Below are 25,209 nucleotides of genomic sequence, written 5' to 3' on the forward strand. Positions count from 1 at the left end.
GAGGACTCGACGATGAGCCGACGCCCCCGCCGCGCCCCTGCGCGCCTGGACAACGTGTCCCTGCGCGACCAGCTTCGCCTGGACCGGCTGCCGCGCCGGCTCATGCAGATGATGGTGGGGCTGACCGGGTTCGGGCTGTCCCTCGCGCTCCTGCTGGAGGCGGGCCTCGGGGGCGCGCCCTGGGACGTGCTCCACGCCGCGCTCGCGCACCATCTCGGCGCGACCGTGGGGCTGATGAGCATCGCGGTGAGCTTCGTGCTGCTGCTGGCGTGGATCCCGCTGCGCGAGCGGGTCGGGATCGGCACGATCGCGAACGCGATCTGGGTGGGGCTCAGCATCGATGCGGGCCTGGCGCTGCTGCCCTCGTTCGACTCCCTGCCCCTGCAGATCGTGCTGATGCTGCTCGCCGTGGTGCTCAACGGCATCTCCGGCGCCGTCTACATCGGCGCCCAGCTCGGCGCCGGGGCCCGTGACGGGCTGATGACCGGTCTCAGCCGGGTGCTGGAGCGCCCCGTCGGCCCGATCCGGATCGTGCTCGAGGTGATCGTGCTGGTCACCGGCTGGGCGCTCGGCGGGCCGCTCGGGCTCGGGACCGTGGTGTACGCGCTCGCGCTCGGCCCCGTCATCCAGGCGACCATGCCGCACGTGCTGATCCCGATCGGCGAAGGAACGTCCCGGCGCTGACGGCCCGCGCCGCCCGGCCTGCGCGCCGATCACCGGCCCGCGCACCGATCACCGGCCCGCGCACCGATCACCGGCCCGCACCGAGCAGGCGCGGCTCAGGCCAGGCCCTGGCGCTCCCGTACGCCGGAGAGCTCGTACAGCGCGATCGCGGCGGCGACCGAGGCGTTCAGCGACTCGGTCCGACCGCCCATGGGGATCGAGACCACCTGGTCGCTGCTCTCCCGGGCCAGGCGCGAGAGGCCCTTGCCCTCCGCGCCGACCACGAGGACGGTCGGCTGGGTGCCGAGCTCGAGCTCGCGGGAGGTGACGTCCCCGTCGGCGTCCAGGCCCAGCACGAACACGCCCTTCTCCTTGAGGGAGGCGAGGGCGCGGTTGAGATTGGTGACCTGGGCGACGCGCACGCGGCCGGCGGCACCGGCGGCGACCTTCCACACGCTCGCGGTCATCGAGACGCTGCGCCGCTCGGGCAGGATCACGCCGTGGGCGCCGAAGGCGTCGGCCGAACGCAGGATCGCGCCGAGGTTGCGGGGATCGGTGATGCCGTCGAGCGCCACCAGCAGCGGCGGCTCGAAGCGGTCCGCGGCGATCTCGAGCAGGTCGGAGACCTCGGCGTATTCGTAGGGCGGGATGGTCAGCGCCACGCCCTGGTGGACGGCGTGGTCGGTCATCCGGTCCAGATCGGTGCGGGAGGCCTCGGCGACCGGGAGGCCGCGGGTGGCGGCCAAGCGCATGATCTCGCGCACCCGCTCGTCGGTGTCCAGCCGAACCATCACGGTGAGCTGGGTGGCGGGCACGTCCTCGCGCAGCGCCTCCAGCACCGCGTTGCGCCCGGCGACCTGGTCGCTGCCGGGGCTCTTGCGCACGCCCTTCGCGCCGCCGCGGCCGGAGCCGCCGGAGCCGCTGCCGGACGAGCCGCCGGCGTACTTCTTGTGGGCGGGACGGTCCTCCGCCTTCGGGGTCGGGCCCTTGCCCTCGAGCGCGCGTCGGCGCACACCGCCGGAGCCGACGGTCGCGCCCTTCTTGCCCTTGCGCACCGCGCCGCGGCGCGAGCTGTTTCCTGCCATGTGTGGAATCTCCTCGGAGTTCAGTGCGTGGGATCGAGGGTCCAGCGGGCGCCGTCGGGCCCGTCCTCGATGCGGATCCCCGCGGCGACGAGAGCGTCGCGCAGAGCGTCGGCCCGGGCCCAGTCCTTCGCGGCGCGGGCCTCCTGACGGGCCGCGAGCTGGGCGGCGATGAGCGCGTCGAGCGCGGCGTGCTCAGCCCCGTCGGCCCCGGACTCCTGGCCCCACTGCGCGCCGAGCGGGTCAAGGCCCAGCACGTCGAGCATGGCGCGCAGGCGGCCGAGGGACCCGGCGATCTCCTCGCTGCGGCCAGCGGCACCGGCGGCGGCGAGCAGGGTGTTCAGGGAGGCGAGCTCGCGGTGGATCACGGCGAGGGCCTCGGCGACGGAGAGGTCATCGTCCATCGCGGCGACGAACTCCGCGGGCAGCTCCACCGCCGCGAGATCGGCGTCGGGACCGGCGATCGGGTCCTCACCGAGCAGGCCGGCGGCGCGGCGGGCAGCCTGGGTGAAGCGCTCCCACACCACCTCGGCCTCCCGCATGGCGGTCGCGTTGTACTCGACGGTCGCGCGGTAGTGGCCGCTGACCAGGGCCAGACGGACCGCCGCGGTGGGATGGTCGCCGAGCGCCTGGGCGGCGGTGACGAAGTTGTCCAGGCTCTTGCCCATCTTCAGCCCGTCCACGGTGAGTACCCCGGAGTGCATCCAGCGCTGCGCGAAGCCGAAGCCTGCGGCATGGGACTGGGCCTGCTCGTTCTCGTGGTGCGGGAAGCGCAGGTCCAGACCGCCGGCGTGGATGTCGAAGGTCTCCCCGAGGTACTTGCGGCTCATCGCCGAGCACTCCAGGTGCCAGCCGGGGCGGCCGCGGCCGAAGGGCGTGTCCCAGGAGGCGGTCTCCGGCTCGGTGGCCTTGGCGGCCTTCCACAGGGCGAAGTCGCGACGGTCGCGCTTGCCGGGCTCCATCTCCTCGCCCGCGTCCTGCATGTCCTCGAGGGACTGCCGGGTGAGCGAGCCGTAGTCCGGCAGGGAGGCGACGTCGAAGTACACCGAGCCGTTCCCGTCGGCGTAGGCGTGGCCGCGCTCGATGAGCAGCTGCATCAGCTCGATCATCTCGGGCACGTGCCCGGTGGCGCGCGGCTCGTAGGTGGGCCGACGGTTGCCGATCCGGTCCAGCACGTCGGCGAACTCGCGCTCGAAGCGCAGCGACCAGGCCCACCACTCGGCGCCCGACTCGGCGGACTTCACGAGGATCTTGTCGTCGATGTCGGTGACGTTGCGGACGTGGGTCACCTCGTAGCCGCTGCGCTCGAGCCAGCGCACCAGCACGTCGAAGGCGAGGAAGGTGCGCAGGTGGCCGAGGTGCGGGGCGCCCTGCGTGGTGGGACCGCAGACGTACAGCGACACCGCCCCCTCGCGCACCGGGGTGAACGGTGCGGTGGTGCGGGTGGCGGTGTCGTGCAGCTGAAGAGTCACGTCCCCCAGGGTACTGCCTGGTGGGGCGCGGGCCGGTCAGCGCGGCCGGTCCTGCGCAGGGGTGGTGCGACCGGTCACTCGGTGCGGGCGCTGACCTGCTTGCCGTAGAGCTCCTCGAACGTGTCGTCGTAGGAGACGGCGTTCTTGCGGCGCTTGCCCTGGACCGCCTGGACCGCGTTCTGGGCGGTCTCGATGGTGGTCTCGGGGGCCTTTAGCTTCTTCGAGACCAGGAAGGCGACCAGGCCTGCGATCGCGCCGAGGACGATGAACACGCCCGCGACGATGAGGAAGGAGGCCCAGTACGGCAGGCCCAGGGCGTTCAGCCCGGTGGCCGCCGCGAAGAGCAGCATGACCCATGCCGACAGCAGGAGGAAGAGCAGCACGGCGGCCATGGCGGCGATGATGCCGACCTTGATCGCGAGCGCGGTCCCCTCCTTCTTGGCGATGTCGATCTCGTGGTGGACGACACCCAGGAGCTCGTCGCGGATGGACTGGACGAGCTCGCCGATGGACCGCTGGGTGGGCGGCGTGCTCGGGTCGTTCGTGGTGTTGATCATGGCGGGAGCCTATCGCAGGGGTCGGCACGGAGCGCGAAGGTCGGGGCAGTTCACTCCACCGAGATCCGCTTGCGGCGGGTGGTCTCGGGGCGGGGGCCGGCGGAGGTGGAGCGGCGCACCACGATCGACGGGGCGACGGCCACGTCGCGGGTCGGGCCCTCGTGGCCGGAGACCCGCTCGACCAGGAACTGCGCGGCCAGCGCTCCGAGCCGGTCGGAGTTGGGATCCACGCTGGTCAGCTGGGCGACGCCGGAGGAGGCGAGGGAGGTGTTGCCGTAGCCGGCGACCGCCAGCTCCTCGGGCACGTCGAAGCCGGCCTCGCGGGCGGCGGAGAGGACGCCGACGGCGGTGACGTCGTTGGCGCAGGTCACGGCCGTGGGCACGCGGCTGCCGCGCAGCAGCATCGACCCGGCGGTCTGCCCGACCTGCTCGGTGAAGTCGCCGGGCTCGACGCGGGCCACGTCGGACAGGCCGTGGCGGGCCATCGCGGCGCGGAAGGCGTCGGCGCGCTCGCGGGCGACCGCGGCGCCGACCCCGCCGACGTGGGCGATCTCGCGATGTCCGAGACCCACCAGATGGTCGACCAGCAGTCCCTGGCCCACCTCGTCGTCGATGCGGACGGTGTCGAAGCGGCCGACGAACTCGCGGGAGCAGCCGATGCCGATGAGCGGCCGGTTGCCGGTGGCCTCTAGCACGCTGTCCATGTCGGCGAGGTCGGAGACCATGAGGAAGCCGTCCACGCCGAGGTGGACGAGGTTCTCGATTGCGTCGGTGTCCGCGGCGACGGGGTACTCGGGCACGCGCCGACGGGTGGGGACCACGACGGCGGTGCGGCCGGTCGCGGTGAGCTCGATGCGGATCGAGCGGACCAGGTCCGAGATCCAGGTGTTGCGCATGGTGTTGACGAGGATCGCGACCACGCCGCGGTGCTCGGTCTCCTCGCTGAGCTCCTCGATGGGGAAGTTCAGCCGCTCGGCCGCCTCCCGCACCCGCGCCGCCATCTGCGGCTTGATCTCGTCGGACCCGCGCAGAGCGCGCAGCGCGACCGCGCTGGAGATGCCCAGCGAGTTCGCGACATCGCCAAGCGTGCCGCGGGCGACGCCCTCGGCCGCGAGCGAGGCGGCGGTGGACTCGACGTTCTCGACGACCTGCCCGGTCGCGCCGGCGTCCTCGGGCGCGGACTCGTCGATGCGGGGGTCGATCTGATCGGAGGAGGAGGTGGCGTCACTGCTCATGGCTCCCATTGAACCGCATCCGCGGGGCATGCGTCGCACGGTTCCGCCGCGGGACCGCACGGTTCCGCCGCGGGACCGGGGGATATCCCCCGTCGGCGCGCCGGGCGGGCACGGTGGGGCCCGGGGCCGGGGCGCGTCTAGGGTCGTGCCATGGACGAGACGACCGACGGGGCCGCGCTGCCCGAGCGCCCCCGGATCACCCCGGCCTCCCTGGCCTCGGTGGTCGTGGGCGGCGTGCTGAGCTTCACCTGGCTGATCCTCAGCGTGACCATGCTGATCGCCGGGCTCAGCGCCCTGCCCGCGCTCGGTGCCGGTCTGCTGCTGCTCATCCCCTGGCTGCTGGCGATGCAGGTCGTCGTGCGCATCGAGCGCCGCCGGGCCGTCGCGATCCACGGCATCGGCGTGATCGTCCCCGTGCGCCGCCGCTCGCGCCGCACCGGCGCGGCGGGCTGGCTGCAGAACCGCTGGTTCGAGCTGGGCAGCGGCGCGTTCTGGCGGGGCATCCTCCACCACCACCTGGCCATGCTTGTGGCCGGGGCGTTCTTCGTGGCCTTCGCGGCACTGCTGTGGCTGGGGTGGAACGGCTGGCAGCTCGCACTGCTGCACGGACCGCTCGAGCTGGGCGGGGTGGAGCTGACTCGCTGGGGGCTGGCCCTCATCGGCACCGCCGGGGTGCTGCTCTCCGGCGCGATGCTGGCCCTCGGGGCGCTGGCCGACCGGGGCCTGGCCCGGGGGCTGATCTCCGGTTCCGAGGAGGAGCTGCGCGAGCAGGTCGCCGAGCTCGCCGAGCGCCGCCAGGGCGCGGTCGACGCCGCCGCCCAGGAACGGCTGCGGATCGAGCGGGACCTCCACGACGGCGTCCAGCCGCGCCTGGTGAACCTCGCCATGACCCTCGGCATCGCCCGCACCGCGATCCGCACCGACCCCGACCGGGCCGAGCGCCTGGTCACCGAGGCGCACGCCGAGGCGAAGGCCGTGATGACGGACCTGCGCCAGCTCGCCCGCGGCATCCACCCCGCCGTGCTCACGGACCGGGGCCTGGATGCGGCGCTGTCCGCTCTCGCCGCCCGCTCCCGCATCCCGGTCGAGCTCGACGTGCAGCTGCCGCCCGGCACCCATGCGGGCCTGGACCGCGAGCGCGAGGGCGTGGCCTACTTCCTGGTCGCCGAGGCGCTGACCAACATCACCAAGCACGCCGAGGCCTCGCGCATCCGGGTCGACGTCCGCCAGGACGCCCGGGTTCTGCGGGTGCGGATCGAGGACGACGGCCGCGGCGGCGCCCGCGTGCACCGCGACGGGATGTCCACCGGGCTCGCGGGGCTGACCGACCGGGTCCGCGCCACCGGCGGGGTGCTCGAGGTGACGAGCCCACCCGGCGAGGGCACGGTGCTCGAGGCCGTGATCCCGACCCTGCGCGGCACCGCTCCACCGACTGCTGCCGTGGCACCCGCCTCGGCACCCGCCCCGCCGCCCCGCCCCCAGACCCGACCGGACCCCCAGGAGGCCCACCGATGAGGATCGTGATCGCCGACGACGCCGTGCTGCTGCGGGCAGGGCTCGAGCGCCTGCTCACCGAGGCCGGGCACGAGGTGGTCGCCGCCGTGGGCGACGCCGCCGGGCTGCTCGCGGCCGTCTCCCACCACCGCCCCGACCTCGCCGTGATCGACGTGCGCATGCCGCCGACGTTCACCGACGAGGGCGTGCGCGCCGCGGTGCTGATCCGCCAGCAGGATCCCGAGGTGAAACTGCTGGTGCTCTCCCAGTACGTCGAGGAGCGCTACGCCTCCGACCTCATCGCCGACTCGCCGCAGGGGCTGGGCTACGTACTCAAGGACCGCGTGGCCGACGTCGAGGACTTCCTCGGGGTCGTGGACACCGTCGGCGGGGGCGGGACCTGGCTGGACCCCGAGGTGGTCCAGCAGATCTTCGTCCGCTCGCGCCGCCGCCGCACCCTCGAAGCGCTCACCCCGCGCGAGCGGGAGGTGCTCTCGCTCATGGCGCAGGGGCGCTCCAACCAGGCCATCGCCGACACGCTCTTCGTCTCCGCCGGCAGCGTGGAGAAGCACATCTCCTCGCTGCTCACCAAGCTCGACCTGCCGCCGGTGGACGGCGAGAACCGGCGCGTCATGGCGGTGCTGCGCTACCTGGAATCGGAGGACCGGACATGAGCGTCGACGCTCCCGACCGCCCGCCCGCAGGGCCGTCCACCGGACCCGTGGCCGGGCCGCCCGGCCTGCCGAACGATCCCCCACGTCCGCCGGACCCGGAGGTGCGCTACGACCCGCCGCGGAGCCTGGTCCCCTCCCCCGCCTCCGACCGCCCCTGGCGCACCGGGACGGTGCTCGTGGGCGGGGGCGTGGTGCTGCTGCTCGTGCTGGTGCTCGCGGCGACCTCGGCCGCGACCTGGGTGAACGCCCGTCGCTTCACCGAGGTCCCCGCGACGACGACGCTCGGTGCCCCGACCTCGCTGTCGGTGGGCAGCACCCTCGGGACCGTGCGGGTACAGCCCTCCGACGAGGTCGACGAAGTCGTGCTGTCCCTCGTGGAGCCCGGCACCACGGTGCCCGCCGCCGAGGGCGACATGGTCCGCGCCCGCATCGAGCGCAGCGGCGGCGCGGACGCGACGGTGGTCCGGGTGAGCCAGCCCGAGGAGTACACCGGCGTGCCCGGGGTGGACCGGGCCCGCGACGTCCTGGTCCTCGTGCCGAGCGGGCACGTGATGGACCTGGACCTGAGCTCCACCGTGGGCGATGTGGTCGCCGACGGCGAGTTCTCGGCGGTGAACGTGCGCGCCGACGTGGGCGACGTCCACCTCGGACCGGTCTCCGCCCCGGACGGGCTCACCGTCAGCACGGACATCGGCGGGATCGACGTGGAGACCGTCTCCCCCGCCCCGACCTCGGTCGAACTGACCTCCAGCCTCGGGGACGTGTCCCTGCGCCTGCCGGCCGATGCGGGCGGCGAAGTGAGTCTGCTCAGCGAGCTCGGGGACCTGCGGATCGCCGTGGCCGGCACCTCCCGCTGGGGCGTCGAGACCAGCACCGGGCTCGGCACCGAGCAGATCGATCCCGGCCTCACCGACGGCAGCGGCGCCCCGGTCGGCACGCTCTCAGCGAGGACCGAGACCGGGGACGTGACGATCACGCGCTGAAAGGTCCGACGGCGGGAGATCCCCCTGGCGATGTCTCGCTCGGGCCGCACACACGAAGGGCGTCCCCTCCACCGGGAGGGGACGCCCTTCGTCGTCGGGCAGGAGCGGACCGGGGTCAGCTCTTGCCGGTCAGGCCCTGCTGGATCAGGTCCATCACCGAGGCGTCGGCCAGGGTCTGGGTGTCGCCGACCTGACGGTTCTCGGCCACGTCGCGCAGCAGGCGGCGCATGATCTTCCCGGAGCGGGTCTTGGGCAGCTCGGTCACGAGCAGCACCTTCTTGGGCTTGGCGATCGGGCCGATCTCCTTGCCCACGTGGGCGCGCAGCAGCTCCGGCACCTTCTCCTCGCCGCCGGCGGCGGCGATCGCCTCGTCGTTGCCGCTGCGGAGGATGACGAAGGCGACCGGCGCCTGGCCGGTGGTCTCGTCGTCGGCGCCGACGACCGCGGCCTCGGCCACCCACTCGTGGCTGACCAGCGCGGACTCGATCTCCATGGTGGACAGGCGGTGCCCGGACACGTTCATGACGTCGTCCACGCGGCCCAGCAGCCAGATGTCGCCGTCGGCGTCCTTCTTCGCGCCGTCACCGGCGAAGTAGTAGCCCTCGAAGCGGGACCAGTAGGTCTCCTTGAAGCGCTCGGGGTCGCCCCAGATGCCGCGGAGCATGCCGGGCCAGGGCTGGTCCAGGACGAGGTAGCCGCCCTGTCCGTTCTCCACGGACTCGCCCGCGTCGTTGATGACGTCGGCGCTGATGCCGGGCAACGGCACCTGGGCGGAGCCAGGCTTGGTGTCGGTGACGCCGGGCAGCGGGGAGATCATGATGCCGCCGGTCTCGGTCTGCCACCAGGTGTCCACGATCGGGCAGCGGTCCCCGCCGATCACGCGGCGGTACCACATCCACGCCTCGGGGTTGATCGCCTCGCCCACGCTGCCGAGCAGCCGCAGGGAGCTGAGGTCGTACTTGCCCGGGATGTCCTCGCCCCACTTCATGGCGGTGCGGATCGCGGTGGGCGAGGAGTAGAACTGGGTGACCTTGTACTTCTCGATGATCTCCCACCAGCGGCCCTGGTGCGGGGTGTCCGGGGTGCCCTCGTAGATGACCTGGGTGGTGCGGTTGGCCATGGGCCCGTAGACCACGTAGGTGTGGCCGGTGATCCAGCCGACGTCCGCGGTGCACCAGTACACGTCGGTGGCGGGCTTGAGGTCGAAGACGTTGCGGTGGGTGTAGGTGGCCTGGGTGAGGTAACCGCCGGTGGTGTGGACGATGCCCTTGGGCTTCCCGGTGGTGCCGGAGGTGTAGAGGATGAACAGCGGGTGCTCGGCCTCGACGGGCACCGGGGCATGCTCGGTCGAGGCGCTCTCGCGCGCCTCGTGCCACCACACGTCGCGGCCCTCGGTCCACGCCACGTCCCCGCCGGTGCGGCGCACCACGAGGACCTTCTCGACGGACTTCGCACCGCCGGCGAGCGCCTCGTCCACGGCGGGCTTGAGCGGCAGCTGCTTGCCGCGACGGTTCTGGCCGTCGGCCGTGATGACCACGCGCGCCTCGGCGTCCTCGATGCGGGAGCGCAGCGCCTCGGCGCTGAAGCCGCCGAAGACGACGGAGTGGGGCGCGCCGATGCGGGCGCAGGCGAGCATCGCGAAGACGGCCTCGGGGATCATCGGCAGGTAGATCGCGACCCGGTCGCCGGTGCGCACGCCGAGGTCGGCGAGCACGTTGGCCATGCGGGAGATCTCGTCCTTGACGTCCGCGTAGGTGTACGACGCGTCGGTGCCGTCCTCGTACTCGGCCAGCAGCGCGACCTGGCTGCCGTGGCCGGACTCGACATGGCGGTCCACGCAGTTGTAGGCGACGTTCAGGGTGCCGTCGGCGAACCAGCGGGCGAAGGGCGGGTTGGACCAGTCGAGCGTCTCGGTGAAGGGGGTCTCCCAGCTCAGCAGGCTCGCGCGGGAGCGCCAGAAGGCGAGGCGGTCGCGCTCGGCCTCGGAGTAGAGGGACGGGCGGGCCACCGCGTTCTGGACGAACTCGGTGGGCGGCGCGAAGGTGCGGGTCTCCTGGGAGAGGTTCTCGATCCCGGTGACGGCGTCGTCGGACATCAGCACTCCTGTGTCATGGGGCCCCGGAGCGGCCGGGGCGGGTGGTCGCTGACACCGTATCGCAGGAGACCCACATCACGCGCCCGCGGACCGGGGAGAGATCCGGTCCGCGGGAGCGCGGGGTCGCCGAGGGGTCGCCTCTGGGTCTCCAAGGGAGCGCTCAGCCCCGTGAGCGCGGGTGGATCTCCAGGTGGAGGCCGTCGGGGTCGGTGACGTGCACGGCGGTGACCTCCTCACGCACGACTCGCGCCGGGTGGCCGGCGGCGGTGAGGCGCGCGGCGAGCTGCTCGAGGTCCTCGGCGGTCTCGAAACCGAGGCGCACGAGGGCCACGTCGCCGAACTCGGTGCCGGTGGCGCGCTGGCCCGCGGGCGCGTCGGGGTGCGGGGCGTGGAGGCCGACGACGCCCGCGCCGGGAGCGGCGAGCGCCTGCCACCACCGGTCGCCGGGGCCGACGGGGGTGAAGCCGAGGGCGGCGAAGAAGCGCACGTCGGCCTCGCGCTCAGGTCCCTCCTCGCTCGAGCGCACCACGCAGACGGCGAGGCGGGGATCCGCGCCGTCGCCGTCGTGCCCCTCGTAGCCGTAGAGGTCCCTCTGCTGCTCGTTCAGGGACACGGTCTCGCCGCACGGTCCGACCACGACGCCCTGGCGGCCGTAGGTCTCGTCCCACACCCGCACCTCGAGATCGTGGGCGGCGAGAGCGTCCGCGGCCTCGTCGGTGCGCTCGACGGCGAGGCACAGCTGGGTCTCGCCGGGCACGGCGCCGGTCTCCGAGCCGTCGGCGCCGTGGACCATGACGCGCCCACCGCCGCCCGCGACGAGGGTGGCGAAGTCCTCCCCGGCGGTGGTGACCTCGGCGGCCATGCCGAGGGTGCGCAGGAAGGCGATCATCGCGGGGGCGTCGGCGCTGAAGCGCAGCGGCAGGACTCCGAGAACCGGCGTGGGGGCCGGGGCTGCAGGCGGATTCGGGTTCTGGATCATCAGGAGCTCCTGGTCTCGAGGTACTCGGTCAGCGCCCGGCGCACCAGGTCGCTGAGGCTGCTGTTCTCGTCGATCGCGCGATGCTTCACCGCGACCACGAGATCGGGCGGGAGGTAGACGTTGAACTGGACCTTGGCGGGGGGCGGACCTGCTGCCATGCGAGGATGCTAGCAAGTTCGCAAGCTTGGGGCAACGGGCGGCTCGAGGGCCGCATCCGGACGATTCCAGGAACGACGAGCCCGCACCTCACCGCCCGCGGCATGGGCGGGTGCGCCGGGCGCGTCCGGTCCGACTACCGTGGTGCACCATGGCCCCCGATCACGCCGCGCCCTCCCCGACGCTGCTCTCCCCCACCCGCCTCGGCGATCTCGAGCTGCGCAACCGCATCTGGCTCGCCCCCATGTGCCAGTACATGGTCGAGGAGCAGGACGGCGTGCCCACCGACTGGCATCTCGTGCACCTCGGCGCCCGGGCCGCCGGCGGCTTCGGCCTGATCGTCACCGAGGCCACCGCCGTCTCCCCCGAGGGCCGCATCAGCCCCCAGGACACCGGGCTGTGGAACGAGGAGCAGGTCGTGGCCTGGTCGCGGATCACCGCGTTCTGCCAGGCGCAGGGCGCGAAGGTCGCCGTGCAGCTCGCCCACGCCGGGCGCAAGGCCTCCACCTGGCCGAACCTGCCCCGCTTCCGCGGCCGGCGCGGCACCGTGCCCGAGTTCGCCGCGGGCTGGCGCACCGTCGGCCCCACCTCGGATCCCTTCCCCGGCCTGGACGCCCCGGACGCCCTGTCGAGGCAGGACATCGCCGGCATCGTCGCGGACTTCGTCGCGGCGACCGAGCGGGCCGAGCGCGCCGGCTTCGACGCCCTGGAGCTCCACTTCGCCCACGGCTACCTGGTCCACGAGTTCCTCTCACCCCTGGTGAACACGCGCACCGACGAGTACGGCGGGGACGGCCCCGGCAGGCGCCGGCTCGCCCGGGAGATCGCGAGCGCGGTGCGCGAGCGCTGGCCCGCGGACCGGCCGCTCGTGGTGCGGATCAGCGCGACCGACTGGATCGACGGCGGCTGGGACATCGCGCAGTCCGTCGGGCTGGCGCGCGAGCTCGAGGAGGTCGGGATCGACGCCCTGCACGTCTCCACCGGCGGCGCGGTGATCGCGGACATCGCGGTGGGGCCCGAGTACCAGGTGGGCTTCGCCCGCACCCTGCGCGATGCGGTCTCCACGCCCGTCGCGGCCGTGGGCCTGATCACCGACCCGGCCGGGGCGCAGGTGGTGCTGGACCGGGGCGATGCGGACTTCGTGGCCGTCGGCCGCGCGGCGCTGCGGGAGCCGGGCTGGCCCCAGCGCGCCGCCCACGAGCTCGGGGTGCGCGACGCCTCCCTGTACCCCGGCGCCTACCGTCGGGGCTCGTGGTGAGCGCGGGATGAGCCTGCGGGGCCGGGCGGGCCGCGGCATCGACGTGGCCGCGGTGCTGCGCGCCCGGCTCGGCACCCGCGCGCGCAGCGTCGTCCTCGTGGACCGCCAGGGCATGCTCACCGGGCAGGACCTGCTGGACCTCGTGCGCCTGCGCCGGGAGCACCCCCGCCACGGCCTCCTGCATGGCCCCGCCCATCCCGCAGCACGCACCGTCGCGCACCTCCCGGCCGCCCAGGATCCTGGCGCCCTGTCGGCGACCGCGCCGCTGCGCCAGGTGCTGGTCGCGGTGCTCGCGGCCGACGGGGAGGTGGTGCTGCGCTCGAGTGGGAGCACCGGCGCACCCCGGCTCCAGCGCCGCGGACCGCTCACCCCCGCTCAGCTGCGCTGCCTGCTCGACCTCGGCCGGCGCGTCGGGCTGCGCCGCGGACGCCTGGTCGCCTGCCTCGCCCCGGGGGTCCACGGCCACGGACTGCTGCTCGCCCTCGGCGCGCTCGCGGTGGGCGCACCGCTGGTGGACCTCGCCCACCTGCCCGCCGCGGACCGCATCGCCCTGCTGCACCGCACCTCCCCCGACCTGCTCACCGGCGCGCCCGTGCACCTCGCGGCGCTGCTGCGCGCGGAGCAGGCGCTGGTGCGCGGACGGCCGCTCGCGATCCCCCGCATCGTCTCCGGCTCCGGACCCCTCACCGAGGAGCTGCGGGCAGACCTCTCCCGTCACTTCCGCGCCCGGGTCCACGACGTGTACGGCACCACCGAGACCGGGCCGCTGAGCGTGGACGGGCGTCCGCTGCGCGGGGTGCACCTGCGCGAGCTCGAGGGGCTGCTCGTGGCCCGCACCCCCTTCACCGCAGGCCGCGAGCTGGTCACCGACCGCGGGGAGCTCGCCGGGGGCGAGAGGGTGCGTGTGCTCGGCCGGGCCGATGCGACGCTCACCGCGGGCGGGCGCCTGCCTGATCCGCCAGCCACCCTGCGGGTGCTGCGCGCGCATCCCGCGGTCGGCTCCGCACGGCTGCTCGTCGAGGCCGACGAGCGCACCGGGGTGCACACCCTCGCCGAGGTCGTGCTGGACCCGTCGGCCGCCCGGACGACGGCGGTGAGCCCGGAGGATCTGCGGGCGCTGGTGCACGACCGGCTCGGCGCCTCCGCCGTGCCCGACGGGTTCCGCCTGCTGCGCTGACGGGGCCCGCCGGGATCCTCAGCAGTCGGAAGTGCTCAGCAGTCGGGGACGCTGACCGGGACGGCCGTGACGGCGAGGCCGCCCATGGCGGTCTCCTTGTAGCGCTCGTGCATGTCCTTGCCGGTCTGGCGCATCGTCTCGATGACGGTGTCGAGCGAGATGAAGTGCTCGCCCGTGCCCCGCAGCGCGAAGCGGGCGGCCGTGATCGCCTTGACCGCCGCCATGGCGTTGCGCTCGATGCACGGCACCTGCACGAGGCCGCCGACGGGATCGCAGGTCAGCCCCAGGTTGTGCTCCATCGCGATCTCAGCCGCGTTCTCGACCTGGGCGGGCTTGCCGCCCATCGCCTCGCACAGTGCCGCGGCCGCCATCGAGCAGGCCGAGCCGACCTCGCCCTGGCAGCCCACCTCGGCGCCCGAGATGGAGGCGTGCTCCTTGTAGAGCGAGCCGATCGCCCCGGCGGTGAGCAGGAAGCGCACCGCGATCTCGTCGGGGTCCACGCCCTCGATGTAGTGGGTGGCGAAGTACAGCACGGCCGGGATGATGCCGGCCGCGCCATTGGTGGGTGCGGTGACGACACGGCCACCGGCGGCGTTCTCCTCGTTCACGGCGAGCGCGGCGAGGGAGACCCACTCGAAGGAGTTCATCGGCAGGTGCACCGGGTCCTCGGCGGAGAGCGAGTCGTACCAGGAGGCGGCGCGGCGCTTGACCTCGAGCCCGCCGGGCAGGATCCCCGAGGTGCGGGTACCGCGCTCGATGCAGTCCTGCATGGTGCGCCAGATCGTCAGCAGGCCCGAGCGGATCTCCTCGTCGCTGCGCCACTGCCGCTCCCGCAGCAGCATCGCCTCGGAGATCGAGATGCCGCGGTCCTCGCACACGCGCAGCAGCTCCGCACCGGTGGTGAAGATGGTGCGGCCCTCGTCCTCGGCGGCGACCTCCGCGATCGAGCGGTCCATGTCCGCCTCGTCCACGACGAAGCCGCCGCCCACGGAGAACATCGGCCGACGCCGCAGCTCGTTCCCGTCCGCGTCCTGGGCGATGAAGGTCATGCCGTTGGAGTGCTGGGGCAGGAAGGTCAGCGGGTGCAGCACGATGCTCGAGGGGCGCAGGCTCACCTCGCGCGTGCCGTCCAGCAGCAGCCCGCCCTCGGCCTCGATCCGTGCGACGCGCTCGCGCCCGGCGACGGGATCGACGGTCTCGGGATCCGCGCCCTCCAGGCCCATCACCACCGCATCGAGGGTGCCGTGACCGGCGCCGGTCGCGGCGAGGGAGCCGTACAGATGCACCTCGACCCCGGCCACGCGCGGGCCGATCCCGGGGTCGGCGAGGACCTCACGGGCGAACTGGGCGGCGGCGCGCATCGGGCCCACGGTGTGGGAGCTCGACGGGCCGATGCCGATCTTGAACATGTCGAAGGTGCTGATGCTCACGGTGGGGATGCGTCTCCTCGACGTCGGTGTCGTCACTCGTCACGGATGCCGGCGCCCGGGATCAGGGCCGGGGCGCGGCTCTCATCGTCCCCCGCGGCGGCGGGGGGAGCGGGTCGGCGCGCCGGAGCGCCCGCGGCCGCCGCCCTTGCCGGTGCCGCTGCTGCCGGCACCGCCCTTGTCGGTGCCCCTGCCGGTGCCGCCCTTGCCCTGGGAGCCTCCGCGACCGCCGGTGGAGCTTCCGCGACCGCCGGTGGAGCCCCCGTCGGCCGACGGACGACCCCGGCCGGCGCTCCCCCGGCCGGACTGCCCGCGGGCGCCCTGGCCGCTGCCCGAGCCGCCGCGCCCCGCGGCGCCGCGCCCGCCGCTCGAGGCGCCGCGCGCCCCACGGCCGCCGCTCGACGCGCCGCGCTGGCCGCCGCTGCGCGGGCCGCCACCGCGCTGACCACCGCCGCCGCGGCGGGGGGACTCACCGGAAGCGTCCTCCTCCCAGGAGGCGCGCCGCTCCTCGTTGGCGCGGCGCTCCTCGGCCTTGCGCTGGTCGGCGCCGCGGGCGCGGGAGAGGTCGAGCTTGCGCGGGGCGCCCTTGTACTTCACGAGCGCCGGGTCCTCGACGGGCTCCCCGGCCGGGGTACGGCCGCCGAGCTCGGCGAGCGCGGGGTTCTCCGCGTCCTCGACGTCCTCGGCCCACGTCGGTTCGACCTCGGCCTCCTCGAGGATCCGCCGGGTGGCGCGGGTCTGATGCGGCAGGGCGAGGGTGACCACGCTGCCGGCAGCGCCGGCGCGGGCGGTGCGGCCACTGCGGTGGACGTACTCCTTGACATCGTCCGAGGGGTCCACGTGCACCACCATCGTGACGTCGTCGATGTGCAGGCCGCGGGCGGCGACATCGGTCGCGACCAGCACCGGGAAGGCGCCCTGACGGAAGCCTGCCAGCACGTTCGTGCGCAGGCCCTGCTGCTTGCTGCCGTGCAGCGCCGCGGCGGGGATGCCCACCTCGATGAGCTCTTGCGCGACGCGCTCGGCACCGAGCTGGGTGCGGGTGAACATCAGGGTGCGGCCCTCGCGGGCGCCGAGCTGCGCGGTGACCGCACGCTTGGCCGACGGCGCGATCGCGAGGACGGTGTGGTCCATGGTCTTCACAGCCGCGGTGACCGGGGTGGTCTCGTGGCTGACAGGGTCGACGAGGAAGGCATCGACGATCTGCTCGACCTGGCCGTCCAGCGTCGCGGAGAAGAGCATCTTCTGGGTGCCCATGGGGACAGCGGCGAGGATGTCGTGCACGTCGGGCAGGAAGCCGAGGTCGGCCATGTGGTCCGCCTCGTCGATGACGGTGGTCTCCACCAGGTCCAGCTGCAGCGCCCCGCGCTCGGCGAGGTCGATCAGCCGGCCCGGGGTCGCCACCACGATCTCGACCCCGCGCGCGACCGCGTCGGCCTGCTTCTCGATGTTCATGCCTCCCGCGACGAGCTGGGCGCGGAGGCCGACGGCCCGGGCGAAGGGATGGATGGTGTCCACGACCTGCACGGCGAGCTCGCGGGTGGGGACGAGGACCACGCCGAGCGGCCTGCGGCGGTGGACCCTGCGGCCGCGGAAGCGGGAGGTCATCGCCAGGGTGAAGGCGAGGGTCTTGCCGGAGCCGGTCTCGGCGCGGGCGAGGACGTCGCGGCCGGCGAGCGCATCGGGCAGGATCGCGGACTGGATCTCGAAGGCCCGCTCGAGCCCCTGCTCCGCCAGGACGCCGAGGAGCTCGTCGGGCAGGGCCATGTCCTCGAACCGCTCCGAGGAGTGGGCTGAGCGGCGACGGGCCTTGGGCATAGTGATCCTCCTGACGAAAACTGACACTCCCATCATCCAGCATGGCGCAGCAGTGGGAGAATGGGGGCGATGTTGCGCACTCTGATGACCTCGAAGATCCACCGGGCCACCGTCACGCAGGCAGACCTGCACTATGTCGGCTCGGTGACGATCGACCCTGCCCTCACCGAGGCCGCGGGGCTCGTCGAGCACGAGCAGGTCACGATCGTGGACATCGCCAACGGCAACCGCCTGACCACCTATGTGATCGAGGGCGAGCGCGACAGCGGCGTGATCGGCATCAACGGCGCCGCCGCCCACCTCGTCTCCCCCGGCGACCTCGTGATCATCATGGCCTACGGCCAGCTGGACGAGTCCGAGGTCGCCGCCCACCGCCCGCGCGTGGTGCACGTGGACGAGAACAATCGCATCGTCGCGCTCGGGAACGACGGCGCCGAGCCCGTCCCCGGGATGGCCGACCAGATCGGCGGACGCACGAGCGCCGGCCTCCGCTGACCTGATCAGCACCTCCCGGGATAGGCTCCGCAGCCCCCGTTCGAGGCTCAGGACACCCCGTCAGAGGCTCATCGCCAGCTCGTAGCCGTCGTTGATCGCGTCGCCCACCTTCCGCGGCGCGACGCAGTCGCCGACAGGACGGACGCTCAGCGCCTGCGCCTGCAGCGCCTCGACCTGAGCGGTAGCGGGGCGCAGACCGAAGGCGGCGATGACCGTGTCCGCCTCGAGCACCTGCTCGCCGTCGGGGCCGGCGACCCGCACCCCGTCCTCGGTGACGGCCTGCACGGAGGTCGAGGTCAGCAGCTCCACCCCCGCCTCCTCGAGGCTGCGCAGCAGCGAGGTGCGGTTGAGCATGGGCATGTCGCGGGCGATCTCCTCGGCCGCCTCGACCACGGTGACCCGGTGGCCGTCCTGGGCGAGCTCGAGCGCCGCGTCGGCGCCGGAGAGGCCGCCGCCGCACACGACGACCCGCTCGCCGACGGGGGCGCCCTCGTGGAAGGCGAGCACGTCGACGACCTCCTCTGACGGCGAGGCGGCGCGGGGCGTCGGTCTTGGTGATGACGCGCACGCCCTCGTAGCCGACCTCGGGGTTCACGGCGCAGCCGATGGCCTTGCCGTAGAAGGCGTTGCCCGTGCACAGCTGGTTGCAGCGGATGCAGGGGCGCACGTCCTCGGGGCGGCCGGCGCGCAGCTTGGCCACGAGGTCGGGGTCGGCGATCAGGCCGCGGCCGATGGCGACGAGGTCCGCGTCGCCGCGCGCGAGGATCTGCTCACTGTTCTCGGGGGTGATGTTGCCGCAGGCCGCCACGGGGATCGTGAGCACCTCCTTGAGGCGGCGGGCGGCGGGGACCATGCAGTCGTCGCCGAGGTAGTAGGGCGGGAAGACGTAGTCCATCGCCTCGTAGGAGCCGTCGTCGGCGAGGATCATGTCCAGCCCCGCCTCCTCGAGCGCGGTGACCAGGTACCGGGTCTCCTCCCAGGTGCGGCCTCCCTCGAAGCGGTGGTCCACCGAGATGCGGAAGGACACGGCCACGCCGGGGGCGTTCTCCTTGACCGCGCGGATGCACTCCACGGCGAAGCGGGCCCGGTTCTCGGGGCTGCCGCCGTACTCGTCGGTGCGGTGGTTCCACACCTGGGAGAGGAACTGGTCGATGAGGTACCCGGTGTGGCCGTGGAGGTCGATGACGTCGAACCCGGCCTCGGCGCCGCGGCGGGCCGCCTCGCCGGTGCGCTGGACGATCAGGCGGATCTCCTCGGTGGTCAGCGCGCGACAGGTCCGCTCGGGGTCGAAGAAGTAGGGTTCTCGCTCGAGGAGACCGGCTCCATCCCCATCTGGTCGTAGTACTGGTTGTTGCGGCCGAGGCCCGGGGTGAGCTGGAGAGCGGCGAGACCGCCGGCGGCGTGGACGGCGTCGGCGATGCCGCGCAGGCCGGGGATGTGCTCGTCGGTGTCGGCCCGGGCCAGCCCGGGAGCGGTGGGCTCGTGATCCGACTGCAGGAAGTTCACCCCGGTCATCACCAGCGCCGTGCCGCCGGCGGCGCGAGCGGCGTAGTAGGCGGCCTCGCGCGGGGTGGAGCGGCCGTCCTCGGTCCCCATCTCCGTGCCCATCGGGGACATGATCACGCGGTTCGGCAGGCGGAGCGGGCCGATCTGGAGCGGCGCGAGCATGTGCGCGAAGGTCGGGGCGGCAGCAGTCGGGGCGGGGGCCGCGGCGGTCGGGGCTGTGGCGGTCATCGGGGGTCTCCTGAGCGGTGGTGGGCGACGCGGGTGGTGTGGTGCCTCTCACGCTAGGAATCGGTGATGGTGCGCGGGCCGATGAAGGTCCCCGGGCGGGAGGATGTCTCATGACGGGCTCCGACGGACGGCTCGCGCTCCGCCCGAGGCCTGCCCGCGGGCCGTCCGAGACGTGGCCTCCGCCCACCTCGAACCTGGCCGAGAGCTGGACGGCAAACGCTTCCCCGGCGCGGAGGGGCTAGCATCCTGGGAATGATGCGAACCCTTCTCCGCCCCGTCCGATGAGCGGGGTCCTCGCCGGGTTCTTCGTCGTCTGGTCGATGATCGCGGTCGGCTGGGTCGTCGGCCGCACGGGAGTGCTCGGCTCCCACGGGCGCTATGTCCTCAACCGCTCCACCTTCTTCGTCGCCTCCCCCGCCCTGGTGCTGGTGGGCCTGCTCGGCTCCGACGTGCGCCAGGTGCTCTCCCTGCCGATGCTGGTCGCCGGCGCCTCCGGCCTGACCACCGGCGCGCTGCTCATCGCGATCGTCGCCCTGTTCACCAGGCGCCGCGGCGCGGACCTCATCGTCACCGCCATCAGCGGCTCCGTCGTCAACGGCGCGAACATGGGCTTCCCCATCGCCGCCTACGTACTCGACGACATCTCCCACGCCCTGCCCGTGATCCTCTTCCAGCAGGCGGTGTACACGCCCCTGTACCTGTTCGTGCTGCACCGGGTCACCACCAAGGAGGCCCAGGGCGCCGCGGGCGTGATCCGCTCCATCGTCGCGAACCCCACGATCATCGCCTCGGCGCTCGGCCTCGCGCTCGTGCTGCTCGGCGTCAGCTTCCCCGAGGTGGTGCTCGCCCCGATCCAGTCCCTGGCCGACATGGCGATCCCCGCCATGCTCCTGGCCTTCGGCATGTCGCTGAACGGTTCGAGACCCCTGGCGAAGGACGACGGCTACAGGGGCCTCATCGCGCTCGCCTCCACCGCCAAGCTCGTGCTGATGCCCCTGATCGCGCTCGGCTTCGGCCTGCTGCTCGGGATGCGAGGGGCGGCGCTGTACGAGGTGGTCGTGATGGCTGCACTGCCCACCGCCCAGAACGTGTACGTCGCCGCCGCCCGCTATCGCGCCTCGGAGAACCTCGCCCGGGACACCGTGCTGATCACGACCATCGGCACCGTGCTGGTGCTGCTGCTGATCTCCGCCGTGCTGGAGGTGTGACGGACGGGGCGTGACGGGCGCGGTGCGACGGACGCGGCGTGACGGGCACGGTGTGACGTCCGCCCTCCGGGCCTCCGTCGGACCGCCGCCGAGCGGCGGGGACCGGCGCGCTAGGATGGGGCGGTGACTGAACGGCTCCTGCTTATGCAGCCGCGTCGGACAAGGCCCGCGCCCGCCCGCTCCTGAGACCACGGCGGTGCGCACGAGAGGCACCGATGCGGCTCCCCTCGCCTGCGCGAGGGTTTTTTCATGTCACGGCACACCTGGCGGCACCTGCCGCACTGATCCTTCGGAGGACGAACCACCCATGAGCGAGGCACCGTACCGGTACACCGCCGCGGTCGCGGACGAGATCGAGCGTCGCTGGCAGCAGCGCTGGGACGAGGAGGGCACCTTCCGGGCCGACAACCCCGTCGGCGCGCTGCGCGGCTCGGTCGAGTCGCTCGAGCAGGCGACCCGGGCTGAGAAGCCCGAGAAGATGTACATCATGGACATGTTCCCCTACCCCTCGGGGTCGGGGCTGCACGTGGGCCACCCGCTGGGCTACATCGCCACCGACGTGGTCGCCCGCTACCAGCGCATGCTGGGCAAGAACGTCCTGTACACGATGGGCTACGACGCGTTCGGCCTGCCCGCCGAGCAGTACGCCGTCCAGACCGGCACCCATCCGCGCACCACCACCGAGGCGAATATCGCCAACATGCGCCGCCAGCTGCACCGCCTGGGCCTGTCCCATGACGCGCGCCGCTCCCTGGCCACCACCGATCCCGGCTTCGTGAAGTGGACCCAGTGGATCTTCCTGCGGATCTTCGACTCCTGGTACGACCCGGAGGCCCCGAACGCCGACGGGATCGTCGGCCGCGCCCGCCCCATCGCCGAGCTGCGCGAGGAGCTGGCGATCGGACGGGTCGATCCCTTCGCCCTGGCGGACCGTCAGGGCCTGGAGCTGCCCGAGGCCTGGCAGGGCCGCAGCGCCGAGGAGGTCCCCGCCGCGAGCGCGGCGGAGATCGCGAAGCTGGCCGACGCCTTCCGCCTGGCCTACATCTCCGAGACGCCCGTGAACTGGTGCCCGGGCCTGGGCACGGTGCTGGCCAACGAGGAGGTCACCGCCGACGGCCGCTCCGAGCGCGGCAACTTCCCAGTCTTCACCCGGCGCTTGCGCCAGTGGAACATGCGCATCACCGCCTACGGCGACCGCCTGGCCGACGACCTGGACCGCGTGGACTGGCCCGAGTCGGTGCGCTCCATGCAGCGCAACTGGATCGGCCGCAGCCACGGCGCCCAGGTCAGCTTCGCGCTGGCCGGTGAGGGTGCGGGACGTTACTTCGACGTGTTCACCACCCGTCCGGACACCCTGTTCGGGGCGACCTTCACGGTGCTCTCCCCCGAGCACACGCTGCTGACCGACCTCGAGCAGCTGCCCGCGGCCTGGCCCGAGGGCACCCGCGAGGAGTGGACCGGCGGCGCCGCGACCCCGCGCGAGGCCGTCGCCGCCTACCAGGCTCGCGCCGCCGCGCTCGGCGACGACGAGCGCACCGCCGATGACCGCGAGAAGACCGGCGTGTTCACCGGCTGGTTCGCCACGAACCCGCTGGACGGGCGCGAGGTGCCGGTGTTCACCGCCGACTACGTCCTGACCGGCTACGGCACCGGCGCCATCATGGCCGTGCCCGCCGAGGACGCGCGCGACTACGAGTTCGCCGACCGCTTCGCGCTGCCGATCATCCGCACCGTCCAGCCGGCCGAGGGCTTCGAGGGCGGGGCCTGGACCGGTGACGGCGAGAAGATCAACTCCGCCAACGAGAAGCTGGACCTCAACGGCCTGTCCATCGACGAGGCCAAGGCGCGTGCCACCGAGTTCCTGGTCGCCGAGGGCCACGGCCGCCCGCGCGTCACCTACCGCCTGCGCGACTGGCTGTTCTCCCGCCAGCGCTACTGGGGCGAGCCCTTCCCGATCGTCTACGACCCCGCCGATCCGGAGACCCCGATCCCGCTGCCTGAGAGCATGCTGCCGGTGGACCTGCCGGAGGTCGCGGACTTCTCCCCGAAGACCTTCGACCCCCTGGACGCCGACACCGAGCCGCAGACCCCGCTGTCGCGCGCCACGGAGTGGGTGGAGGTCGAGCTGGACCTGGGCGATGGTCCGAAGACGTACCTGCGCGAGACCAACACGATGCCGCAGTGGGCGGGATCGTCGTGGTACCACCTGCGCTACATCGACCCCTCCGAGGACGAGGTCCTGGTGCGCCCCGAGAACGAGGCGTACTGGCTGGGCCCGCGCGAGGAGGGCGGCACCGGCGGCGTGGACCTGTACGTGGGCGGCGCCGAGCATGCCGTGCTGCACCTGCTGTACGCCCGGTTCTGGCACAAGGTGCTGTTCGACCGCGGCGACGTCTCCAGCCAGGAGCCGTTCCACCGCCTGTTCAACCAGGGCTACATCCAGGCCTACGCCTACACCGACTCCCGCGGCATCCACGTGCCGGCCGACGAGGTCGTGGAGGAGGCCGACGGCACCTTCACGTACCAGGGCGAGCCGGTCACCCAGGAGTACGGGAAGATGGGCAAGTCGCTGAAGAACGCGGTGGCGCCCGACGACATGTACGAGCAGTACGGCGCGGACACCCTGCGCGTGTACGAGATGTCGATGGGTCCGCTGGACCTGTCGCGGCCGTGGGAGACCCGCGCCGTCGTCGGCTCGCAGCGCTTCCTGCAGCGCCTGTGGCGCCTGGTGGTCGACGAGGAGACCGGTGAGCTGACCATCTCGGACGAGCCGGCCGATCTGCCCACGAAGCAGGCCGTGCACCGCACCATCGACGGCGTGGGCCGCGACATGGAGCGGATGCAGTTCAACACCTCGATCGCGAAGCTGATCGAGCTGGTGAACCATCTGACCAAGCAGCTCACCGCCACCGGCACCGCGCCGCGCGAGGCCGTGGAGCCGCTGGTCCTGCTGGTCTCGCCGCTGGCCCCGCACCTGGCCGAGGAGCTGTGGGCCCGCCTCGGGCACACCGGTGGGCTGGCCCGCGCCCCGTTCCCGGTCGCCGATCCGGAGCTGCTGAAGGCCGACACGGTCACCTGCGTGGTCCAGGTCAAGGGAAAGGTCCGCCACCGTCTCGAGGTCGATCCTGAGATCTCCGCGGAGGATCTGGAGGCCGCGGTGATGGCCGAGGCGCGCGTGCAGGAGCTCCTGGAGGGCCAGACGGTCCGCAAGGTGATCGTCCGCGCCCCGAAGATCGTCAACATCGTGGTCTGATCGCGCTGCTCGCGCACTGATCTCGACGGCCGACGGGCCCCGCCGCTCCCCCGGGAGCCGTGGGGCCCGTCGGCCGTTCCCGACCGTTCCTCCAGATCCCGCGGTTGTCCACAATGGGCGGGGCCCTGCTGACGCGGTGCCGCCCGCAGTCCTACCTTCGCGCCATGAACACCTTCATGGGATGTGAGCCCGAGGCCCTCGAGGACCTGGCGGAACGGATGCTCGAGGGCGCAGAGCGCCTCCTCGAGCTGATCGAGCGGCTGCGCGACGCGAGCGCCGCGGTCGCCTGGACAGGGCCCGACGCCGATGCACATCGGCAGCGCACGGCATCGGTCGCCGCCCAGGGCACGCGGGCCGGCGCGCAGGTGCAGGGCTTCGCCGCCGACCTGCAGGAGCACGCCGCCGAGCAGGAGGCGGCCTCGGCGGCGGAGGCCGCGCCGCCGAGCTTCGGCGGGCTGCTGCGCGGCGAGATGCCGCATCGCACCCGCACGGAGACGGGGACCGAGGGCGGTGCGAGCGGCCTCCCCGGGCCCGGCCGGATCCCCCTGCCGCCGCTGCGCGGCAGGAGCCCGCTCGAGGACCCCGGCCCCTGGATCGGCGGACCGTTCATGCACCGGGACACGCAGAGGATCGCGGAGGAGCTCGAGGAGCAGCTCAAAGGGTTCCCCGGCGGTCCCTGGATCGGCGGGCCGTTGATGCCTCCCGGGAGCCCCGCGGGCGGTCCGCGTCCGCCCGCGGAGGTGCAGGGTCCGCTTCCCGAGGGCGAGTCGTTCGCCCTGGACCCGGAGGTGCTCGCCGGCGCGGAGCAGGACCGCCGCCTGGCCGTCGGCGGGATCCCGGTGGTCGGGACCGTGCAGACGATGATCGGCGTGCAGGCCGCGGCGAGCCGGGGCTTCGACCGTGCCGAGCAGTCGCTGGAGGAGGCCGGCTACGGCCATCTCGACCCGGTGCTCCAGGCGTTCCGCCTGCCCAACCGGATCTCGGAGATGGCCCTCGGGGAGAAGTCCGTCGTCTCGCAGGTCGCCACGGGCATCGACAAGAGCTGGGCGAACGTCCTGCAGACCGGGGACGAGGTCTCGGCGGCCGTCGGCGACGGCGACCTCGCCGCCGCCCTGCGGGCCGGCGAGCGGGGACTGCACCGCGGCGCCCAGTACTCGGCGGAGATGCTCACCGCCACCCCTCTCCCGGCGATCGCGGACTCCGGCGCGGACATGCTGGCCGCCGGTGCCGACGGTGCCCGGCGCTGGAGCCCGGAGGCCGCCGCCGGCTTCGACCGCGCCGAAGCGGAGCTGCGGGGGCTCGGGGAGAGCGTCGAGCAGTGGCGCGAGGACACCCTCGATGCGGAGTCCTGGTACGACCGGCGACGCCGCCACGTCCCGATGCCCTGGGACCCGCAGGGGTGACGGCATGGCGCAGCCGGAGTGCTGGGCAGCACCGGAGGTGAAGCAG

At 73.3% G+C, this 25,209-nt stretch carries 21 protein-coding genes and 1 pseudogene; 10 read left to right on the forward strand and 12 right to left on the reverse strand.

Annotation, left to right across the window (positions count from 1 at the left end; all coding sequences use genetic code 11):
* Positions 1 to 12: 12 nt before the first annotated feature.
* Positions 13 to 684 (forward strand): membrane protein YczE, encoded by a 672-nt coding sequence (gene yczE, locus HNR70_RS08000; RefSeq protein ID WP_184325174.1) that lies wholly within the window; start codon positions 13 to 15, stop codon positions 682 to 684.
* Between the two features lie 95 nt (positions 685 to 779).
* Here yczE and rlmB read toward each other — a convergent pair whose 3' ends face one another.
* The 4 genes from rlmB to HNR70_RS08020 all read right to left on the reverse strand — a co-directional run bounded on the left by rlmB (position 780) and on the right by HNR70_RS08020 (position 5,009).
* A complete protein-coding gene (rlmB, locus tag HNR70_RS08005) occupies positions 780 to 1,748 on the reverse strand; it encodes a 23S rRNA (guanosine(2251)-2'-O)-methyltransferase RlmB (protein WP_184325175.1) in 969 nt (322 codons plus the stop codon).
* A gap of 20 nt (positions 1,749 to 1,768) precedes the next feature.
* Positions 1,769 to 3,217 carry a cysteine--tRNA ligase gene (cysS, locus tag HNR70_RS08010; protein ID WP_184325176.1) on the reverse strand — a complete coding sequence of 483 codons (1,449 nt, stop codon included), beginning with the start codon at positions 3,215 to 3,217 and terminating at the stop codon, positions 1,769 to 1,771.
* 74 nt (positions 3,218 to 3,291) lie between these two features.
* The gene (locus HNR70_RS08015) at positions 3,292 to 3,774 is read right to left on the reverse strand and encodes a phage holin family protein (protein ID WP_184325177.1); all 483 of its coding nucleotides are present in this window, start codon (positions 3,772 to 3,774) and stop codon (positions 3,292 to 3,294) included.
* Positions 3,775 to 3,824: 50 nt separating this feature from the next.
* Complete coding sequence (locus HNR70_RS08020) at positions 3,825 to 5,009, reverse strand: LacI family DNA-binding transcriptional regulator (RefSeq protein WP_184325178.1); 1,185 nt, start codon at positions 5,007 to 5,009, stop codon at positions 3,825 to 3,827.
* Between the two features lie 150 nt (positions 5,010 to 5,159).
* On the opposite strand from HNR70_RS08020, the gene HNR70_RS08025 reads away from it, so the two are divergent.
* Genes HNR70_RS08025 through HNR70_RS08035 form a run of 3 tightly spaced genes read left to right on the forward strand, consistent with a single transcriptional unit; the run spans position 5,160 to position 8,160 of the window.
* Positions 5,160 to 6,524, forward strand: coding sequence for a sensor histidine kinase (locus HNR70_RS08025; protein ID WP_184325179.1), 1,365 nt, complete (start codon positions 5,160 to 5,162; stop codon positions 6,522 to 6,524).
* A complete protein-coding gene (locus tag HNR70_RS08030) occupies positions 6,521 to 7,177 on the forward strand; it encodes a response regulator transcription factor (RefSeq protein WP_184325180.1) in 657 nt (218 codons plus the stop codon). Before HNR70_RS08025 ends, HNR70_RS08030 begins: the two co-directional genes overlap by 4 nt.
* Positions 7,174 to 8,160: a DUF4097 family beta strand repeat-containing protein gene (locus HNR70_RS08035; protein WP_184325181.1), complete on the forward strand. Its 987-nt coding sequence runs from the start codon at positions 7,174 to 7,176 to the stop codon at positions 8,158 to 8,160. The genes HNR70_RS08030 and HNR70_RS08035 overlap by 4 nt, the downstream gene beginning before the upstream one ends.
* Positions 8,161 to 8,275: 115 nt before the next feature.
* On the opposite strand, the gene acs is transcribed toward HNR70_RS08035, so the two are convergent.
* The 3 genes from acs to HNR70_RS08050 all read right to left on the reverse strand — a co-directional run bounded on the left by acs (position 8,276) and on the right by HNR70_RS08050 (position 11,392).
* Positions 8,276 to 10,255 (reverse strand): acetate--CoA ligase, encoded by a 1,980-nt coding sequence (acs, locus tag HNR70_RS08040; protein WP_184325182.1) that lies wholly within the window; start codon positions 10,253 to 10,255, stop codon positions 8,276 to 8,278.
* Between the two features lie 160 nt (positions 10,256 to 10,415).
* On the reverse strand, positions 10,416 to 11,234 hold the full coding sequence (locus tag HNR70_RS08045) for a VOC family protein (RefSeq protein ID WP_184325183.1): 819 nt from the start codon (positions 11,232 to 11,234) through the stop codon (positions 10,416 to 10,418).
* Entirely contained in the window at positions 11,234 to 11,392 is a 159-nt protein-coding gene (locus HNR70_RS08050; protein WP_184325184.1) for a ribbon-helix-helix domain-containing protein, read from the reverse strand. The genes HNR70_RS08045 and HNR70_RS08050 overlap by 1 nt, the downstream gene beginning before the upstream one ends.
* Positions 11,393 to 11,541: 149 nt before the next feature.
* On the opposite strand from HNR70_RS08050, the gene HNR70_RS08055 reads away from it, so the two are divergent.
* A complete protein-coding gene (locus HNR70_RS08055; RefSeq protein WP_184325185.1) occupies positions 11,542 to 12,648 on the forward strand; it encodes an NADH:flavin oxidoreductase/NADH oxidase in 1,107 nt (368 codons plus the stop codon).
* 7 nt (positions 12,649 to 12,655) lie between these two features.
* The gene (locus HNR70_RS08060; RefSeq protein ID WP_184325186.1) at positions 12,656 to 13,825 is read left to right on the forward strand and encodes an AMP-binding protein; all 1,170 of its coding nucleotides are present in this window, start codon (positions 12,656 to 12,658) and stop codon (positions 13,823 to 13,825) included.
* Between the two features lie 35 nt (positions 13,826 to 13,860).
* Here HNR70_RS08060 and HNR70_RS08065 read toward each other — a convergent pair whose 3' ends face one another.
* On the reverse strand, positions 13,861 to 15,255 hold the full coding sequence (locus HNR70_RS08065) for an L-serine ammonia-lyase (protein WP_312857611.1): 1,395 nt from the start codon (positions 15,253 to 15,255) through the stop codon (positions 13,861 to 13,863).
* 81 nt (positions 15,256 to 15,336) lie between these two features.
* The gene (locus HNR70_RS08070; protein ID WP_184325187.1) at positions 15,337 to 17,070 is read right to left on the reverse strand and encodes a DEAD/DEAH box helicase; all 1,734 of its coding nucleotides are present in this window, start codon (positions 17,068 to 17,070) and stop codon (positions 15,337 to 15,339) included.
* A gap of 69 nt (positions 17,071 to 17,139) precedes the next feature.
* Here HNR70_RS08070 and panD point away from each other — a divergent pair, with 69 nt between their 5' ends.
* Positions 17,140 to 17,565 carry an aspartate 1-decarboxylase gene (gene panD / locus HNR70_RS08075; protein ID WP_184325188.1) on the forward strand — a complete coding sequence of 142 codons (426 nt, stop codon included), beginning with the start codon at positions 17,140 to 17,142 and terminating at the stop codon, positions 17,563 to 17,565.
* Between the two features lie 60 nt (positions 17,566 to 17,625).
* Here the strand turns inward: panD and HNR70_RS08080 are convergent, their stop codons facing one another.
* From HNR70_RS08080 to HNR70_RS16210, 3 genes and pseudogenes are all read right to left on the reverse strand, one after another.
* Positions 17,626 to 18,072, reverse strand: coding sequence for an FAD-dependent oxidoreductase (locus tag HNR70_RS08080; RefSeq protein ID WP_184325189.1), 447 nt, complete (start codon positions 18,070 to 18,072; stop codon positions 17,626 to 17,628).
* 223 nt (positions 18,073 to 18,295) lie between these two features.
* Positions 18,296 to 18,829 (reverse strand): annotated as a pseudogene (locus HNR70_RS16205) (oxidoreductase); the annotation flags it as partial.
* Positions 18,826 to 19,299: an oxidoreductase gene (locus HNR70_RS16210; protein ID WP_281383210.1), complete on the reverse strand. Its 474-nt coding sequence runs from the start codon at positions 19,297 to 19,299 to the stop codon at positions 18,826 to 18,828. The pseudogene HNR70_RS16205 and the gene HNR70_RS16210, both read right to left, overlap by 4 nt.
* A gap of 281 nt (positions 19,300 to 19,580) precedes the next feature.
* Here HNR70_RS16210 and HNR70_RS08090 point away from each other — a divergent pair, with 281 nt between their 5' ends.
* The 3 genes from HNR70_RS08090 to HNR70_RS08100 all read left to right on the forward strand — a co-directional run bounded on the left by HNR70_RS08090 (position 19,581) and on the right by HNR70_RS08100 (position 25,163).
* Positions 19,581 to 20,507 (forward strand): AEC family transporter, encoded by a 927-nt coding sequence (locus HNR70_RS08090; RefSeq protein ID WP_184325190.1) that lies wholly within the window; start codon positions 19,581 to 19,583, stop codon positions 20,505 to 20,507.
* A 307-nt stretch (positions 20,508 to 20,814) separates the two neighbouring features.
* On the forward strand, positions 20,815 to 23,760 hold the full coding sequence (gene leuS, locus HNR70_RS08095; RefSeq protein ID WP_184325191.1) for a leucine--tRNA ligase: 2,946 nt from the start codon (positions 20,815 to 20,817) through the stop codon (positions 23,758 to 23,760).
* A gap of 164 nt (positions 23,761 to 23,924) precedes the next feature.
* Complete coding sequence (locus HNR70_RS08100) at positions 23,925 to 25,163, forward strand: hypothetical protein (protein WP_184325192.1); 1,239 nt, start codon at positions 23,925 to 23,927, stop codon at positions 25,161 to 25,163.
* Positions 25,164 to 25,209: the final 46 nt, after the last annotated feature.

Source organism: Brachybacterium aquaticum, assembly GCF_014204755.1.
Taxonomy (GTDB): domain Bacteria; phylum Actinomycetota; class Actinomycetes; order Actinomycetales; family Dermabacteraceae; genus Brachybacterium; species Brachybacterium aquaticum.